Origin of the sequence: Eikenella longinqua (genome assembly GCF_001648355.1) — a bacterium.
Lineage (GTDB): Bacteria > Pseudomonadota > Gammaproteobacteria > Burkholderiales > Neisseriaceae > Eikenella > Eikenella longinqua.
In genome coordinates, this window is the sequence record NZ_LXSL01000030.1 from 24991 (window position 1) to 41604 (window position 16614).

Consider the following 16614-nt stretch of genomic DNA (forward strand, 5'->3'; position numbering starts at 1 on the left):
GCGTTAAAGCGCTTGGCAAACCCACCGCCGTGCCCTATCCTTGCCCCGGCTGACCAACCCACCCGCCCGAAAGGAAACCGCCATGCCCGCCTCCTGCCCGCTGTGCCGCGCCGAAGATGAAACCGTATTGTGGCAAAACAGCCGCCTGCGCATCATCGCCGTAAACGACAGCCCCGCCGCGCCCGCGTTTTGCCGCGTGATTTGGCGCGAACATATTGCCGAAATGACGGATTTGCCGGAAGCAGCGCGGCAGGAAATCATGGCGGCGGTGTGGCGCACCGAGGCGGCGATGCGGCAAGTGTTGCGCCCGGCCAAAATCAACCTGGCCAGCCTGGGCAACCAGGTGCCGCACCTGCATTGGCATGTGATTGCCCGCTTTGAGAACGATGCCTGTTTCCCCGATTCGATTTGGGCCGCGCCGCGCCGCGCCGCGAAGCCGAGTTGGCGCTGCCGGCCGATTGGCAGCGGCAGGTGGCGGCTTTGCTGGCTGCCGAAGCGTGAGGGGCGACTGGTATAATGCCTGCCGCTCGCCCAATGCAAAGGCTACCTGAAACCGCTATCGCGGGCTTGCTTTAACGGCGGTATTTGTTGTGAATGATGGAATGGAAAAGCGTGATGAAACAGCCGTATTTATTGACGATTTCGCCCAGCTCGCTCATTTTATTTGATAACGGCCAAGACAATTTCCTAAAAGAATTCCATCAAGCGTTTGCAGATTATGCGATTGAGGGCGAATATGAAAACTTGTGGTATCTGCTCGGCACGGACGCATTCTTTGCTGTGCGCGAAAACCAGCTCGTTTTGCAGGATTGGGACGGCAAAACTTATTTCTCTCTGCCGTTATCCGAGCCTTTAAATTTGGCCGATAATTGCGGTGTTATGTTGATTGATACGCCCGAGCCGGTGGCCGCGGCAACGCTCCAAGCCGCATTCGGCAACGTGGCGGACAATAATGAAGCCCTGTCGCAAGCCCTGTTTGACTTTGAAGCGAAAAACGGCTGGAGCAAATACGATTGCCAGGCTTTGTGCATCTGCTTGTTCAGCGAAAAAGAACAAGAACAGATGAAACAGGAATTTGATTTGGCATAACTGCTTTCAGGTAGCCCAAACCCCGAAAAGGCTACCTGAAAACGATGTCTTGGCGCAGCCAAGGCTGAGTTTCTGCGAAGCTAAAACACCCAAACACTACACCAACCGATTAAGGATTCCCGCCATGCTGTTTCCCCATCTTTCCCGCCGCCGCTTCCTCAGCGCTTCCGCCACCCTGGCCGGTGCCGGCATTTTGCAGGCGTGCAGCGCGCCGGTGATGCCTGCTTCGCCCGGGCACGCCGTTGCCCCGGGCGGCCAAACCCAGCCACGCCGCAGCGGCGGGGGCACGGCTTTGCGCGTGGTGGCGCCTTCGGGCTTTGCCCCGCGCCCCGAGCAGGCGCAGGCCGGCCTGTTGCGCCTGTATAACGCCGGCTTTGCCATCACCAACCAGCAGGCGGTGGAGCGCCGCTACCAGCGTTTTGCCGGCACGGATGCCGAACGCATTGCCGATTTCCAAGACGTGGCTTCGGGCAAAGTGCCCACGCCGCAGGTGCTGATGGGCATGCGCGGCGGTTATGGCGCGGTGCGCCTGCTGCCGCATATCGATTGGGCCTCGCTCGGCGCGCGCATGCGCGAGCAAGGCACGCTGTTTTTCGGCTTTAGCGATGTGTGCGCCATCCAGCTCGCCTTGCTGGCGCAGGGCAATATGTGCAGCTTCGCCGGCCCCATGCTTTACAGCGGCTTCGGCAAGGCGCAGCCCTCGGTGTATGCCATGCAGGCCTTCATCGACGGCAGCACGCAGGCCGATTTGAGCATCCAGGTGTCCGACGTGCAGGCCGATAACGTGCCCACCCTGCACGGCACCATGTGGGGCGGCAACCTGAGCGTCATCGCCTCGCTGGCCGGCTCGGCCTACCTGCCGCAGCCGGAAGGCGGCATCCTCTTCCTCGAAGACGTGGGCGAGCAGCCCTACCGCCTCGAGCGCATGCTGCAAACCCTGCATTTAGCCGGCATCCTCAAGCGGCAGCAGGCCATCGTGCTCGGCAACTTCCGCATGGGCAACGCCCGCGACGTGTACGACGGCGGCTACGACCTCTCCAGCGTCATCCGCACCCTGCGCCGCATCAGCGGCATCCCCGTGCTCACCGGCTTCCCCTTCGGCCACATCAGCAACCTCGCCACCTTCCCGCTGGGCGTGCCCACCGCCATCCGCGGCAACGGCGCCGGCGGCTACACCGCCCGCTTCAGCGGCCACCCCACGCTCAACCCCGCCGCCCTCACGCTCAACAACCTGCTGCCACCCCCGCCCTCCTTCGACAACCCCGCCCCGGCGGAAGACAACAGCGAAGCCGGCGAATAGCCGCCGCAGCGTTTTCAGGTAGCCTCATCGGAGAAAGAAGAGGCTACCTGAAAACCATCGCGCTTGTGCCGCCGCCGTTCGGCCCCATATCGCGCCCAGGCCCCTGAAACCCATTCCCACCATGACCCGCAAAAAAACCGACGCCTTCGCCCGCCTCACCGCCGCCCTCGAAATCCTGCCCAACGTCGGCCCCAAATCCGCCCGCCGCATGGCCTACGAGCTCCTGCGCCACAAGCGCGACGGCGCCGCCGAGCTGGCTGCCGCCCTCCAGCACGCCCTCACCGCCGTGCAGCACTGCCGCTTGTGCAACACCTTCTGCGAAGGCGAGCTCTGCGCCATCTGCGCCAACCCCGAGCGCGACCGCCGCCGCCTGATGATTGTGCACCTGCCCGCCGACGTGGCCGGCATGGAAGCCGCCCATTGCCACGACGGCCTCTATTTCGTGCTCATGGGGCAGATCAGCCCCGCGCAGGGCATGGATTTGCAGCACATCGCGCTGGATAAGCTGGTGGCGCGTTTGCAAGAAAGCGAAGTGGAAGAAGTGATCATCGCCACCGCCTTCACCCCCGAAGGCAACGCCACCGCCTATGTGCTGGCCGAGCTCTTCAAAAACCTGCCCTACCGCGTGAGCCGCCTGGCGCAGGGCATGCCGCTGGGCAGCGAGCTGGAATACATCGACGCCGGAACGCTGGCGCAATCCGTGTACGAACGGCGGCTGGTGAAAGAAACCGACAGCGCCGCCGCAGCCGAAACGGAACACCAACCCTAAACCCGCCGCGGAAATTTTCAGGTAGCCTCCCAGCCGCCGCTATCCCGCCCAGGCTACCTGAAAACATTAGCTTCAATGAAACCAATACCATCCACTTTCAGGTAGCCCCTCACTCCCATCCACACCACGAACTCGCCCATGCTCCCCGCCAAACCCGACCACCCCGCCCACCGCACCGCCTCCTACATCCTGATGGCCGCCGCCCTGCTGCTGATCCTGCACTACCGCTTTCTGCCGCTGCTGCTCTCCGTTATCCTCACCTACGTGTTTATCAGCCAAACCAACGGCCTGATTTTATGGATACGCCGCCGCCTGCTGCCGCACAACACCTTCCTGCACCGCTCGCTCAACGTGCGCAACATCAACCTCGTCTCCGCCACGCTCACCATCGGCCTGGTGCTGCTGGCCATTTTCCTGATGGCGCTGGGCGTGTACCGCCTGCTGCACGGCGGGCACATTTCCGTAATGCTGGGCAAGCTCGCCGCCATCCTAGCCGACACAAAAAACAGCAGCGACCTGCCGCCCGCCATCCTAAACATGCTGCCGGAAAACCTGGCCGAAATCAAAGCCGCCGCCGCCGAGCTGATTACCGAATACGGCGCCACGCTTACCCGCATCAGCCGCAACAGTTTCACCTCCTTCGTGTATGTGATCATCGGCGTGATCATCGGCGCGCTGCTCAGCTTCCACCGCCTGAACCTGCGACGCCAACGCCGTCAAATGCCCGCGTTTAAGGCCGAGCTGGTGCGCCGCGTGGTGAACTTCCAGCACAGCTTCGAGCGCGTGTTTATTGCGCAGGTGAAGATTTCGCTGATCGACACGGCGGTAACGGCGGCGTATCTGTATCTGATTCTGCCGCTCTTCGGCGTGGCGCTGCCCTTCCGCCTCACGGTGTTGGTGATTGCCTTTGTGGTGGGGCTGATTCCGGTGGCGGGCAACCTGATTTCCAACACGGTCATCATCATCCTCAGCCTGGGCGTGTCGCTCTATGTGGCGGTGGCTTCGCTGGTGTTTTTGGTGGTGGTGCACAAGCTGGAGTATTTTTTAAACGCGAAAATCATCGGCTCGCAGATTGAATCGAGCGCGTGGGAATTGCTCTTGGTGATGGTGGTGTTCGAGCGGATTTTCGGCATCGGCGGCATCATCATCGCGCCGGTGTATTATGCTTATCTGAAAAACGAGCTGAAACAGCGCGGGCTGATTTAGCAGGATAGGGGCTACCTGAAAAATCCCGCCGGCTCGGGCATGGATGCCCAAGCTGCCCGACACATTAAAGGCTACCTGAAATTTTTTCAGGTAGCCTCTGCGGTATAATACCGCCTCCTTTTTATCCGATTTATCCGAGCCAAACCGTGAGCTTCTTCGAGCGTTTTATCCATTCCCTGCTGTTTGAAATCGGCGCGGTGCTGATTTCGGCGATTGCCGTGCTGCTGTTCGGGCATTCGCAGGCCGGCACGGCGTTTGGCATGAGCGTGGCGGTGTCGGTAACGGCGATGGTGTGGAATTTTGTGTTCAACTGGGGCTTCGACAAAATCTTCACCGGCCGGCGCGAGCGGCGCGACTGGGGCGTGAGGATGCTGCAAACCGGCGCGTTTGAAGGCGGGCTGCTGTTTTTCACCACGCCGCTGATTGCCTGGTTTCTGCAAATCAAGCTGTGGCAGGCGCTGCTTGCCGACCTCGGCCTCACCCTGCTCATCGTGCTCTATTCCCTGGCCTACAATTGGGCCTTCGACCACCTGCGTGCCCGCCTGCTGGCGCGGCGGCAGGGCATATCCGAAGCGCATTAGGTTTTGCAAAACCGCCGGATAGAGTAAAATCAGCCAAACTTTCAAACAGGCTACCTGAAAACAGCCGAAACCCTTTTTCAGGTAGCCCTAATCTTTCGCAATCATTATGGACAACAAACAAAAACTGCAAACAGGCCTCGCCGAGCTCGGCCTCAGCCTCAACACCGCCCAGCAGCTCCTGCTGCTCGAATACGCCTCGCTGCTGCAAAAGTGGAACCGCGTGTACAACCTCACCGCCCTGCGCCGCGACGACAAAATCATCAGCCACCACATCCTCGACAGCCTCACCCTGCTGCCCTATGTGCAAGAGGCAAAAACCCTGATGGACGTGGGCTCCGGCGGCGGCATGCCCGGCATTCCCACCGCCATTTGCCGCCCCGACCTGCACATCACCCTGCTCGATTCCAACACCAAAAAAACCGCCTTCTTGCAGCAAACCGTAATCGAGCTCGGCCTCTCCAACGTTACCGTGGCTTCCGGCCGCGTGGAAACCATCTACGACAAAAAAGTAGACGTGGTTACCAGCCGCGCCTTCGCCGAGCTCGCCGATTTCGTCGCCCTCACCAAACACCTGCTCAACGAACACGGCTACTGGGCCGCCATGAAAGGCGTGTACCCCTACGAAGAAATCGCCCAGCTCCCCGCCGACATCGAAGTAGTGGCCGCCGACAAGCTCAACGTGCCCATGCTCGACGCCGAGCGGCACATGGTAATCATGCGGCAGAAATAGCCCGCGCCGCCGCCGCGCAGGCTACTTGAAACCCTCCACACAGAAAGGCCGAATGATGAGCGCCACAGTTATCGCCATTGCCAACCAAAAAGGCGGCGTGGGCAAAACCACCACCGCCGTCAATTTGGCCGCCTCCCTGGCCAGCCGCCAACAGCGCGTGCTGCTGATCGACCTCGACCCGCAAGGCAACGCCAGCACCGGCAGCGGCATCGACAAAAGCAGCCTGCGCGCCGGCACCTACCAAGTCTTGCTCGAACAAATCCCCGCCGCCGAAGCCCGCCTCAGAAGCCCCAAAGGCCACTACGACATCCTCGCCGCCAACCGCTCGCTGGCCGGTGCCGAAGTCGAGCTGATTCAGGAAATCGCCCGCGAGATGCGCCTCAAAACCGCCATCCAGCCGCTTTTGTCCGAATACGACATCATCCTCATCGACTGCCCGCCCACCCTCACCCTGCTCACCCTCAACGGCCTCGTGGCCGCCGACAAGCTCGTGGTGCCCATGGTGTGCGAATACTACGCGCTCGAAGGCATCTCCGACCTCATCGCCACCGTGCGCAAAATCCGCAAAGCCATCAACCCCAAGCTCGACATCCTCGGCATCGCCCGCACCATGTACAACACCCAAAGCCGCCTCTCCCTGGAAGTGAGCGACCAGCTGGAAAAACACTTCTCCCGCCTCGTGTTCCGCACCATCATCCCGCGTAACGTGCGCCTGGCCGAAGCCCCCAGCTACGGCATGCCCGCCCTGGCCTACGACCCCAAAGCCAAAGGCACCCTGGCCTATCTGGAACTCGCCGACGAAGTGCTCGCCCGCTGCAATCCAAACGCCGCCAACACACAGCAGGCTACCTGAAAAACAAACAAAGCAAATGTCTGCGCAGCCAAAGCACCAGCAGCCCACAAGTTCACACACCCACAATAAAACCAAACTGCCGCACACCCAGCCGCCCACACATTTTCAGGTAGCCTCCACCGCCGCCCACTCCCCTTCCCATTCATGCCCCGCCATTCCCGCCCCCTCACCCCCGCCGAAACCCGGCTCGCCCGCAGCGTGTTCGGCAACGGGCTGGACTACTCCCGCATCCGCCTGCGCTTCGGCACCTGGTGGCTGCCGCCCCTCGGCGTGGCCGTTGCCCCCTTCGGCCACATCCACTTCCCCGCCTGCAAACTCTGCCCCGATTTCTCCGCCCGCCCCCAGCCCGAACGCGCCTGGCTGATACACGAGCTCGCCCACGTGTGGCAACACCAAAACGGCTTCCCCGTGTGGCTCGGCGGCCTCATCACCGCCCTGCGCGGCGGCTACCTGAAACAGCGCGCCTACCGCCTGCCCCACCTCGCCGCCGTACCCCACCTCAGCCGCCTCAACATGGAGCAGCAGGCCGAAATCTTCGCCCTCTATTACCGCGCCGCCCACTGCCGCGAGCCCGCCATCGCCCCGCTCCTGCCCCACTTGCAGCGCCTGCTCCACCCCTTCTTCCAAAACCCCGCCAGCCGCACCCTGCGCCCGAGATGGTGTTAAACGCATATAGCGAATCAAATTGGCTTTCGATACCAGGCAGCGAGCCGCAGACAGTACAGGAGTACGGCAAGGCAGGCTAACGCCGTAGCGAAAGTTAAGTTGATCCGCTATAGCAGCCGCATGCCACTTTTCAGGTAGCCTCTCCCCAACGGCAGGCAATAAAAATACCCCGCATAAAGCAGGGTATTTTTGCCAATTGGTGGAGGCGGGGGGAATTGAACCCCCGTCCGAAAGTCCTCTACAGAGCGTTCTACATACTTAGTCGTGCCAACTTGAATCTCGCCCCCATTCCGCCGACAGACAGGCTGTTTGGAGGCCAGTTACCTTAAATCTTATTTCCCGCCAAGTAACCCGGCGGAAAACCAGTCAATGTGAAATGACGTTGCCGTGGCTTGCGCCACACAGCCCATTGACCAACTGCTGCAACGGCAGGCCTTAAGCGGCCAATGCAAAAGTTTCGTCGTTTGCGACTATTTGAATTCAGTGTTTTACGGGAAATCTGAGATCCCGGTATGCCCGCATCTGCTTTGCAACCCCCGTCGAAACCAAGGTCGCCCCCAGATAAGGAAGGCGGATTATACGCCGGGCGGCCGGTTTGGACAATCCGCCCGGCAAGAGGCTACCTGAAAACCCTCACTCCTCATCACCTCCGGCGGATGTGAACACGCCGCTTGCCGTCCTGCTTTTCGTCGTCGGCAGAATAAGCAGAATAAACAGTGACAAACACCACGGCCCCCGCTATCAATGCACCCGCCAGCGATAATGCCATCCCCGCCCAAAACGCCTGATTGGCATCATCATAATACATTTCAAATACATCTGTGAGCAGCCCTAAAACCACCAACAGCAGCGTTGTTACACCCAAGCCCACGCCTGTTGCCAGCGCAGTAATCATTGCGGCCAACGATGCTTTTAAAACACGAAAATCTTTGCTCATGCTCATCCCCTGTTTTTCAGGTAGCCTTTATCTACCAGTATCTGCCCGAGCCGCGCCGCTATTTGCCGTGCAGCACGCGCTGGGCGGCGGCGATGTCGCCGGCGAGGATGGCGGGCAGGGTGTCGATGGATTTGGTGATGGCTTGGCTGATGAGCTCGCGGTCTTCGGCGCGGGGCTTTTTCAGCACGTAGTTGATCACTTCGCTGCGTTCGCCGGGGTGGCCGATGCCCAGGCGCAGGCGGTAGAAATCGGGCGTGCCGAGGCGGGCTTGGATGTCTTTGAGGCCGTTGTGGCCGCCATTGCCGCCGCCGAGCTTGAATTTGATGCGGCCGGGCTCGAGGTCGAGCTCGTCGTGGATCACGAGGATTTCCTGCGGCTTGATTTTGTAGAACGCGGCGAGCGCCTGCACGGATTGGCCGGAGCGGTTCATATAGGTTTGCGGTTTGAGCAGGCGGATTTCTCCTTCGGGCTGCACGCTGCGGGCGCTGTGGCCGAAGAATTTCTTGTCGTCTTGCCAGCGGGCTTGCCATTTGTGGGCGAGCTCGTCGAGCAGCCAGAAGCCGGCGTTGTGGCGGGTGTCGTCGTATTCGGGGCCGGGGTTGCCGAGGCCGACGATGAGTTTGATGGGCATGGGGTGTCCTTTGGTTTGGTTTTTCAGGTAGCCTTTGGCTTAGGCGGAAAGGCTACCTGAAAAATTGAAGATTCGGTTTTCACTTCGCGGGATTGCTGTTGTGTCTGGTTTTTCAGGTAGCCTCTTTGTCCAGCGTGAGGTGCGGCAGGGCGAGGTAGGCTTCGGACTGCATTTCGGTAAGGCGGCTGGCGCTACGCACGAATTCGTGGGCGAAGCTGCCCCGGGTGTAGAGCTGTTCGGGCGGGGCGGCGAGGCTGGCGCTGAGTTTGACGCGGTAGTCGTAGAGCACGTCGATGAGCCAGGTGAGGCGGCGGGCTTCGGCGTGTTCGCTTTCGCCGAGCTTGGGGATGTGCGAGACGAAAATCATGCGGTTTTGCTCGGCCAGGGCGAGGTAGTCGGCCTGGGAGCGGGGGCCGCGGCACAGGGCGTCGAAATGAAACCATAATGCGCCGTCGGCTTGGCCTTGGGTGGGGATTTGGCGGCCGAGCAGGGGCAGCGTGCCGGCTTGAGGGGCTTGGCCGGTGTGCCGCGCAAACAGGGCGGCGAGCTGCTCTTCACTGCGAGCATCGTCGGAAATGAAGAAGATGTCGGCAGGGGTGAGGCTGCGCTGGCGGTAGTCTTGGCCGCTGTCTACGTTGAGGATGTCGAGGCTGCGTTCGAGCAGGGCGATGGTGGGCAGGAAGCTGCTGCGGTTTTGGCCTTGGGGGTAGAGGCCGGCGGGCTCGTAGTTGGAGGTGGCCACGAGGACGATGCCTTCGGCGAGCAGGCCTTCGAGCAGGCGGCCGAGGATCATGGCGTCGGCGATGTCGCTCACGTGGAATTCGTCGAAGCAGAGCACTTGGGCTTCGCGGGCGATGTCGCGGGCGACGGCTTGCAGGGGGTTGGTTTGGTTTTTGTGTTCGCGCATGCGGCGGTGGGCTTCGGCCATGAAGGCGTGGAAGTGGACGCGGCGGGCGCTGCCGGGCGGCAGGCAGCCGTGGAAGGCGTCCATGAGGAAGCTTTTGCCGCGCCCGACGCCGCCATAAAAATAAAGGCCTTTGGGCGGGGCAGCTTTTTTGCCGAAGAGTTTGCCGAACAGGCTGCCGCGCTGCGAACGGTGGGCGGCGAGCTCGTGCCAGAGCCGGTCAAGGCGGCGGACGGCGGTTTCTTGGGCGGCATCGCGGATGAAGCCGGGCTGTTGGGCGGCGGCTTGGTACCAGCTTAAGGGGCTGTGGCCGGCGAAGGGGGGCGGGGTGAAGGCGGTCATGGTGTGTGTTTTCGGTTGGATTTTTCGGTTGGACTGATGGGATGGGTTTGCGTTTGGGCTTGGCAGACGCTTAGCCTGCGGCGCCGAGGCTTGGTTTTTCAGGTAGCCTTCACGGGATAGCAGGCTACCTGAAAACGAGCAAAGCGAGTTTCTGCGAAGCTAAAATTGTTTGGCTCAATTCAAACGGCGCTATTCTGCCCGATATGGCGGGCAATAGAAAGGCTACCTGAAAAATGTTTCGGCATTTTCAGGTAGCCTTTGCTATGCGCGGCGGGCTTATTGGATGTGTTCCAGCGCCTGCTGCAAATCGGCGATCAAATCGGCGCTGTCTTCCAGGCCGATGGAGAGGCGGATAAGGCCTTCGCGGATGCCGGCTTCGAGCTTGGCTTTGGGCTCCATGCGGCAGTGGGTGGTGGTCCAAGGGTGGGTGATGGTGGAGCGCACGTCGCCGAGGTTGGCGGTTTTGGAGAACACTTTCACGTGGTCGATCACCTGCCAGGCGGCGTGCTGCCCGCCTTTGAGCTCGAAGGCCACCACGATGCCGCCGGAAGCCTGCTGTTTGGCGGCTAATGCGGCTTGCGGGTGGTCGGGCAGGCCGCTGTAATACACTTTGACCACTTCGCTCCGGCCTTGCAGCCATTGGGCGATTTCCAGCGCCTGCGCGCTTTGTTTTTCCATGCGCAGCGGCAGGGTTTCGCAGCCGGAGAGCAACACCCAGGCGTTGAAGGGCGAGAGCAGCAGACCGGCGGAGTTGGCATACATGGCCACTTTCTCCATCAAATCGGCTTTGCCGCACACCACGCCGCCGAGCACGCGGCCGTGGCCATCGATGGCTTTGGTGGCGGATTGCACGGATAAGTCGGCGCCGAAGGTGAGCGGCTGTTGCAGCGCGGGAGAGCAGAAGCAGTTGTCCACCGCCAGAAGGGCGCCGCAGCCGTGGGCGATGTTGGCCAGCTCGGCGATGTCGGCCAGCTCGTTGAGCGGGTTGGACGGGGTTTCCACAAACAGCATTTTGGTGTTGGGCTTCACGGCGGCGCGCCAGGCGGCGGTGTCGCTCTGCGGCACGAGGGAAACTTCGATGCCGAAGCGGGTGAGGTGGTTGGTGATGAAGCCCATGGTGGTGCCGAACAGGCTGCGGCTGGTGATGAGGTGGTCGCCGGCGCTGAGGAAGGTGAGCAGGGCGGCTTGGATGGCGGCCATGCCGGTGGCGGTGGCGATGCCGGCTTCGCCTTTTTCCAGCAGGGCGATGCGTTGGGCAAAGGCGGCCACGGTGGGGTTGGCGGTGCGCGAGTAGGTGAAGCCGGGCTTTTGGTGGGCAAACAGGGCGGCGCCGTCGGCGGCGGTGTCGAACATGAAGCTGCTGGTGATAAACAGGGCTTGGTTGTGTTCGTTGTAGCCGGTTTGCTCTTTGGCGCCGCGGATGGCTAAGGTTTGCGGGTGGAGGGGTTTGGAGTGGGGCATGATGTCTTTTCCAAGTGAATGAATGGTAAAAGGAAATACTTTTCAGGTAGCTCTTAGGGCCTTTGGGCTGAGGCTACCTGAAAAACCAATATCAAGTGAACAAAGCAATCTTCGGCCTCAAGCATACTCTTTTTGCCCGCCGCCGAAAACCCGCCCTCAGCCCAGCCACAGCTGGCGGGCGAAATTGCCAATCAAAAGACACAGCAGCGCCATAAAGCCATAACGCAACCAGCGGCTGCCGCCGAGCACGGCCAAACGCGCGCCGCAAAAACCGCCCAGTAGGTTGGCCGCCGCCAAGGGCAAAGCCCACTGCCACAGCACATGCCCGCCCGGCACGAAAAAGCTCAGCGCCGCCAGATTGGTCATCAGATTAATCACTTTGGCACAGGCGGTGGCAGTAAGAAAATCGTAGGCGAAGAAGCGCACGAACACGAAGGCCAGCAGGCTGCCCGTGCCCGGGCCGAAGATGCCGTCGTAGAAGCCGATGGCCGCGCCGAAGGCCATGCCCAGCGCCGTTTCGCGGCGGGTGAGCGCGGCGGTGCGCGCCGTTTGCCCCAAATCCTTGCGCCAAAAAGTGTAGGCAAACATGGCAACCATAATCGCCAGCATGGCCGGTTTCATATACTGCACCGGCACATAGGCCACCATTTTCGCCCCGGCAAACGAAGCGGCAAACGCCAGCGCGCCGACCGGCAGCAGCATTTTCCACGGCAGCGGCATGCGGCGGGCAAACTGCGTGGCGGCGGTGAACGTGCCGGCGAAAGAGCCCAGCTTGTTGGTGCCCAGCACAGTGGGCACGGGTGTGGCGGCCGGCAGCACGCCGAACAGCGCCGGCAATTGCAGCAGCCCGCCGCCGCCCACCGCCGCGTCCATCAGGCCGGCCAAAAAGCCGGCGGCCAGCAACAGCAGAAAAGGGATGTCCATGAGTTTCTCCGATGTTTTATTGTTTCAAACGGCAGAATGCAACGGGCTGCTTGTGAGGCATACCTGCGGTTTGCCGCACCCTCCCGCAGGAAGGTGAACAGGCTACCTGAAAATGTTAGAAGAACAAGCAAAACCCAACGGCAGCCCGGCGGTTGCCAATCAACTGCCAGCCATCCGCACACTACCGTTTTCAGGTAGCCTTTAACAGCAGCGCATGGCGCAAAGCCAACGCGCGGCCGCCCGCCGTGTTCCGCTCACAGCCGCACATTATGGCAAGCCTCATACACCGGCAGCAGGCGGCGGATGCTCTCCGCCAGCCATGCCGCGCTGTCGGTCTGCGCCAATTTCTCCCGCTCCAAATGCCGCCCGAGGCAGAGGAAATCGGCAGCGTCTTGCAGGGCAAACGCGGCGGCGGGCGCGGAGGAGACGGCGGGATAGTCGGCATATTCGCTGTCGCGGCCGTGCCAAATTTGGAAGTCGGCAAACTCATGGCGCGGGAAACCGGCCAGCGCCTGCTGGTAGCAGGCCAGCGGCAGGGTGGATTTTGCCGCGCGGTATTCGTGCCATTCCAGGCTGGCGGTGAGCCGGCGGCGGTTGAGCAGCAACGAGAGAATCACCGCCGTATCGGCATGGGCGGCATATTTGAAATAGGCGAAAAAGTGCGCACGCACCTGCCAGCCGTTGCACCAGCGCTCGATGTGCGGCGGGGCGAAACCCGCGCCCAGCTCGGAGGCTACCTGAAAAACCAGCGCCCGCCATACCTGCCACGCGGCTTTGTATTCCGCCTTGGTTTGCGCCTCGGTTTCGGGCTGGTATTGGCGGATTTGCGCAAACTGGAAGAAGGGGCGTTGGAACAGGTCGCAGCTTTGCGGGGTGAGCATGATGGGGCGGCGGGGCATGAAAAAGGGAGAGGCTACCTGAAAAACGGGTTTTCAGGTAGCCTCTTGTCATTTATATTTGACATTCCATACCGTGCGTTTTTAGAATGTCATCTATACACGACAAAATGGATAATGGATGAACACCAACCAAGTACGTGATTTGCGGCGGCAAAAGGGCTGGTCGCAGCAAGAGTTGGCGGAACGCGTGGAGGTGGCTCGGCAAACCATCAATCTGATCGAAAACAACCGCTACAACCCCACGCTGTCGCTGTGCCTGAAATTGGCACGGGTATTGGAAAGTGATTTGAACACTTTATTTTGGACGCAGGAGCAGGCGCATGAAAACGATGGGCAGCAGGCTATACAACAGGATATTTAAATTTTGGATCGGCAAATACCCGCAGGAATTGGACGAGCGGCAAATGCAATTGGTAAACGCGCATTACGCCAAATTCGGCATTGTGTGCTCTGCCCTGCTATTGGGGTTGTTCCTTGTTTGCCAGTTTGTGATTTTGGCGGGTTATCTGGCAGGATTTGATACCAACTGGCCAACTTGGCTGTTTATTATATTTCTGCCGTATTGCTATTTTGCCGCCAAATACCCGCAGCCGCTCACCATTGAATTGCAAAATCCCGCTGACTTCACCGAACAGAAAATGCGGCATCGCGCCGCACGGCGGAAAAAACCGGCATGGCTGATTGGCGCTGCCCTCGCTCTCGGCCTCATCGCTGTGGCAAAGAACCGCCTGCCCGATATTCCAGTTTGGCTGGTGGCACCATTTGCCGTGTTGGCGGCAGCAGCCTTGATGCGTGTCGAACATCAGGAAATCGGCAAAACCGAGCATACCTTGGCCGAAGAAGTGCGCAAGCAACAGGATGAATATTCCGAATAGCTTTCAGGTAGCCTCCATGAATATTGAGGCTACCTGAAAAACGGGTTTTCAGGTAGCCTCAAATTGGTTTGGCGGTCATCCGAAGCAGAGAAATTCAGCACTGATGGCTTAACTTGCAGGCGCTTGTTTCTTCACCATCGCATTGCCGCCCACATTTTCAGGTAGCCTGCCGTCAAACTAGGGCTACCTGAAAACGCACTTTGCTTTTTAGCCGGCCTTCCGCTTATTTCTCCAGCGCTGCCTGCAACCTCTGCTCCAGCACGTCGCTGTCGAACGATTTGGCAATCACTTCAAAGCGGCTGTCGCGCCGCCACGCCACTTGGTTGGCGCCCCACTGCCCCTCGCTCCAGTTCAGCCACACCCAGCTGCCCAAGACCTTAAACACACCCTTGGCACGCACCAGGCCGTCGCACAGCTTGGGCAGATCATTGAAAAACTTGGTGAGCTTTTCGCCGTCGAAGCTGCTGTCGGCGGGGAAGGTGTAGCCCTGCGATTGGAAGCCCATGGTGTTGTCGGCCAGCTCCTTGATACGATAGCGGCTTTTCTCCGCCACCGGCGTTTCCAGCAGCGCGATGTCCAAATAGGCATCCTGCGTTTCCACCACCTCCGCCTTGGGCGGAAACAGCTTGGCGGCGCGGCTGCGGAACTCGGCCAGCTCCTCGGGCGAGCACATATCCACCTTGTTGGCCACCAGCACGTCGGCCACGCTCACCTGGTCGCGGTAGAGCGGCTGGTTGGCGTATTCCGGGTTTACAAACTGGCGCGGGTCCACCAGCGTAAACACGGCGCCGATGTCCAGCATTTGGTCGAAAGGCTTGGCGCGCAGCTCGTCGATCACGCTGGCCGCGTGCGCCAGGCCGCTGGCTTCGATGATGATGCGGTCGGGCTTGTTGCCGCTCACCATGCGGTTGATGGTGGTGCCCATCTGCGCGCCGGCCACGCAGCACAGGCAGCCGCCGGCAATCTCGGCCACGGGGATGCCGTTGTCGCTCAACACGGCGCCGTCGATGCCGATTTCGCCGAATTCGTTCACCACAATCACCCATTTTTCATCGGGGTTTTTCTGCTCCATCAGGTGGCGCAGGGCGGTGGTTTTGCCGGTGCCCAAAAAGCCGGACACCAAATGCACTTTTGCTTTCTTTATTTCTGACATTCTTTACATATTCCTGTTAAAACAACGTGTTCCTCTTTGAGTTTGAAACCGCGCGCCGCCACGCCCGCCCGCAGCGCGCGCCATTCTCGGCTCAGCGTTTGCTCATCCGTGGCGCCGCATTCGGTGCACACTAAAATGAAGGCGCTGTGGTGGCGGCTTTGCTCGTCGGGGCTGTGGCAATGTTCGTCGCAATCATGGCGGGCGTGGCTGCACAGCACATAGCCGTTCACCGCAGCCACTTTGTGCAGCACGCCGTGTTCCGCCCAAAAATCCAGCGCGCGGTAGGCGGTGGGCGGCGCCACCACGCCTTTGCTGCGCTGCTGCATCTGCGCCAGCACGGTGTAGGCCTTAATCACGCCATCCTGCTGCAACACGATGTCGAGCACCTGCTCGCGCAGGGCGGTGATTTGCAAGCCTTGTGCGCGGGCGCGCTCAATGATGCTTTCTTTGTGGCTGAGTGCGGAATGGTCGGTCATGGCGACTCCTTCCCGGCGGGTTTGCGCGTTACTTGCAAAGCGGCAAAGCTTTGCGCCACGGGCATGATTTCGATGCTGTTCACGTTCATGTGCGCCGGGCGCTGATACAGCCACAGCACGGTGTCGGCAATGTCTTCGGGGCGGATGAAATCCACGTCGGCATAGAGGGCGGCGGCACGTTGGTCGTCGCCCTTGAAGCGCACGTTGGAAAACTCGGTGTCGCCGCACAAGCCTGGTTCGATATTGCTCACGCGCACGCCGGTGCCGGCCAAGTCGGCGCGCAAATTCAGGCTGAATTGGCGCACATAGGCTTTGGTGGCGCCATACACATTGCCGCCGGGGTAGGGATAGGTGCCGGCCACCGAGCCCAGGTTGATAATATAGCCTTGGTGCCGCGCCACCATGCCGGGCAGCACTTGGCGGGTGAGGTAGGAAAGGCCGATGATATTGGTCTGAATCATGGTTTGCCAGTCGGCAAAATCGGCCTGATAAGCCGGATCCAAGCCCAGCGCCAGGCCGGCGTTGTTTACCAGGCAATCTATCTCGGCGAAATTTTCAGGTAGCCCTTGCAAGGCGGCATCCACCGAAGCGGTATCGCCCACGTCCATTGCCAGCGGCAGAAAGTTTGCACCCAGCTCTTCCTGCAATGCAGCCAATTTGTCGGCACGCCGCGCCGCGCCGATCACGCGGTAGCCCGCCCCAATCAGCCTGCGGCAGATTGCCCGCCCGAACCCGGCCGAAGCGCCGGTTACCAAAATGCTCATCATCGCCCCCTGTGGTTGGTGAAAGGTGCGATAGTATAACACCGGCTGGCGCTA

The 16614-nt window shown here is 60.7% G+C and carries 19 protein-coding genes, 1 other RNA gene and 1 pseudogene; 11 read left to right on the forward strand and 10 right to left on the reverse strand.

Annotated features, from left to right (window positions below):
* The first annotated feature begins 82 nt into the window (after positions 1-82).
* The 9 genes and pseudogenes from A7P95_RS09365 (at position 83) to A7P95_RS09405 (ending at position 7194) form a co-directional block, all read left to right on the forward strand.
* Positions 83-501, forward strand: a pseudogene (locus tag A7P95_RS09365) (HIT family protein).
* A 93-nt stretch (positions 502-594) separates the two neighbouring features.
* Positions 595-1089, forward strand: a complete 495-nt coding sequence (locus tag A7P95_RS09370) for a hypothetical protein (RefSeq protein WP_245636600.1) — start codon at positions 595-597, stop codon at positions 1087-1089.
* Positions 1090-1213: 124 nt separating this feature from the next.
* Positions 1214-2389 carry an LD-carboxypeptidase gene (locus tag A7P95_RS09375; RefSeq protein ID WP_067594451.1) on the forward strand — a complete coding sequence of 392 codons (1176 nt, stop codon included), beginning with the start codon at positions 1214-1216 and terminating at the stop codon, positions 2387-2389.
* A gap of 121 nt (positions 2390-2510) precedes the next feature.
* Positions 2511-3158, forward strand: a complete 648-nt coding sequence (recR, locus tag A7P95_RS09380) for a recombination mediator RecR (RefSeq protein WP_067594454.1) — start codon at positions 2511-2513, stop codon at positions 3156-3158.
* Positions 3159-3296: 138 nt separating this feature from the next.
* Positions 3297-4364, forward strand: a complete 1068-nt coding sequence (locus tag A7P95_RS09385; protein WP_067594457.1) for an AI-2E family transporter — start codon at positions 3297-3299, stop codon at positions 4362-4364.
* Positions 4365-4510: 146 nt separating this feature from the next.
* Positions 4511-4945, forward strand: a complete 435-nt coding sequence (locus A7P95_RS09390) for a PACE efflux transporter (RefSeq protein WP_067594460.1) — start codon at positions 4511-4513, stop codon at positions 4943-4945.
* 106 nt (positions 4946-5051) lie between these two features.
* Positions 5052-5675, forward strand: a complete 624-nt coding sequence (gene rsmG / locus A7P95_RS09395; RefSeq protein WP_067594463.1) for a 16S rRNA (guanine(527)-N(7))-methyltransferase RsmG — start codon at positions 5052-5054, stop codon at positions 5673-5675.
* A 55-nt stretch (positions 5676-5730) separates the two neighbouring features.
* Positions 5731-6528, forward strand: coding sequence for a ParA family protein (locus A7P95_RS09400; RefSeq protein ID WP_067594701.1), 798 nt, complete (start codon positions 5731-5733; stop codon positions 6526-6528).
* A gap of 144 nt (positions 6529-6672) precedes the next feature.
* On the forward strand, positions 6673-7194 hold the full coding sequence (locus A7P95_RS09405; protein ID WP_067594468.1) for a hypothetical protein: 522 nt from the start codon (positions 6673-6675) through the stop codon (positions 7192-7194).
* Positions 7195-7391: 197 nt separating this feature from the next.
* Here the strand turns inward: A7P95_RS09405 and ssrA are convergent.
* The 7 genes from ssrA to A7P95_RS09440 form a co-directional block, all read right to left on the reverse strand.
* Positions 7392-7753, reverse strand: a transfer-messenger RNA (tmRNA) gene (gene ssrA, locus A7P95_RS09410).
* A gap of 84 nt (positions 7754-7837) precedes the next feature.
* Positions 7838-8131, reverse strand: a complete 294-nt coding sequence (locus tag A7P95_RS09415) for a hypothetical protein (protein WP_156503574.1) — start codon at positions 8129-8131, stop codon at positions 7838-7840.
* 58 nt (positions 8132-8189) lie between these two features.
* A complete protein-coding gene (pth, locus tag A7P95_RS09420) occupies positions 8190-8762 on the reverse strand; it encodes an aminoacyl-tRNA hydrolase (RefSeq protein ID WP_067594474.1) in 573 nt (190 codons plus the stop codon).
* Positions 8763-8874: 112 nt separating this feature from the next.
* On the reverse strand, positions 8875-10008 hold the full coding sequence (gene zapE / locus A7P95_RS09425) for a cell division protein ZapE (protein ID WP_067594477.1): 1134 nt from the start codon (positions 10006-10008) through the stop codon (positions 8875-8877).
* A gap of 276 nt (positions 10009-10284) precedes the next feature.
* Positions 10285-11469, reverse strand: coding sequence for an O-succinylhomoserine sulfhydrylase (gene metZ, locus A7P95_RS09430; protein WP_067594480.1), 1185 nt, complete (start codon positions 11467-11469; stop codon positions 10285-10287).
* A 156-nt stretch (positions 11470-11625) separates the two neighbouring features.
* Positions 11626-12393 (reverse strand): sulfite exporter TauE/SafE family protein, encoded by a 768-nt coding sequence (locus tag A7P95_RS09435; protein WP_067594483.1) that lies wholly within the window; start codon positions 12391-12393, stop codon positions 11626-11628.
* 254 nt (positions 12394-12647) lie between these two features.
* A complete protein-coding gene (locus A7P95_RS09440) occupies positions 12648-13274 on the reverse strand; it encodes an HI_0552 family protein (RefSeq protein ID WP_067594704.1) in 627 nt (208 codons plus the stop codon).
* Positions 13275-13410: 136 nt separating this feature from the next.
* On the opposite strand from A7P95_RS09440, the gene A7P95_RS09445 reads away from it, so the two are divergent.
* Both A7P95_RS09445 and A7P95_RS09450 read left to right on the forward strand, forming a co-directional pair.
* Complete coding sequence (locus A7P95_RS09445) at positions 13411-13653, forward strand: helix-turn-helix transcriptional regulator (protein ID WP_067594486.1); 243 nt, start codon at positions 13411-13413, stop codon at positions 13651-13653.
* Complete coding sequence (locus A7P95_RS09450; protein ID WP_156503575.1) at positions 13613-14167, forward strand: hypothetical protein; 555 nt, start codon at positions 13613-13615, stop codon at positions 14165-14167. Before A7P95_RS09445 ends, A7P95_RS09450 begins: the two co-directional genes overlap by 41 nt.
* A 223-nt stretch (positions 14168-14390) precedes the next feature.
* On the opposite strand, the gene A7P95_RS09455 is transcribed toward A7P95_RS09450, so the two are convergent.
* From A7P95_RS09455 to A7P95_RS09465, 3 genes are read right to left on the reverse strand one after another with little or no spacing between them, the layout of a single operon-like run.
* Positions 14391-15320, reverse strand: a complete 930-nt coding sequence (locus tag A7P95_RS09455; RefSeq protein ID WP_067594492.1) for a CobW family GTP-binding protein — start codon at positions 15318-15320, stop codon at positions 14391-14393.
* The gene (locus A7P95_RS09460; RefSeq protein ID WP_067594495.1) at positions 15308-15796 is read right to left on the reverse strand and encodes a Fur family transcriptional regulator; all 489 of its coding nucleotides are present in this window, start codon (positions 15794-15796) and stop codon (positions 15308-15310) included. Before A7P95_RS09460 ends, A7P95_RS09455 begins: the two co-directional genes overlap by 13 nt.
* On the reverse strand, positions 15793-16560 hold the full coding sequence (locus A7P95_RS09465) for an SDR family oxidoreductase (protein ID WP_067594498.1): 768 nt from the start codon (positions 16558-16560) through the stop codon (positions 15793-15795). The genes A7P95_RS09460 and A7P95_RS09465 overlap by 4 nt, the downstream gene beginning before the upstream one ends.
* Between the last annotated feature and the right edge of the window lie 54 nt (positions 16561-16614).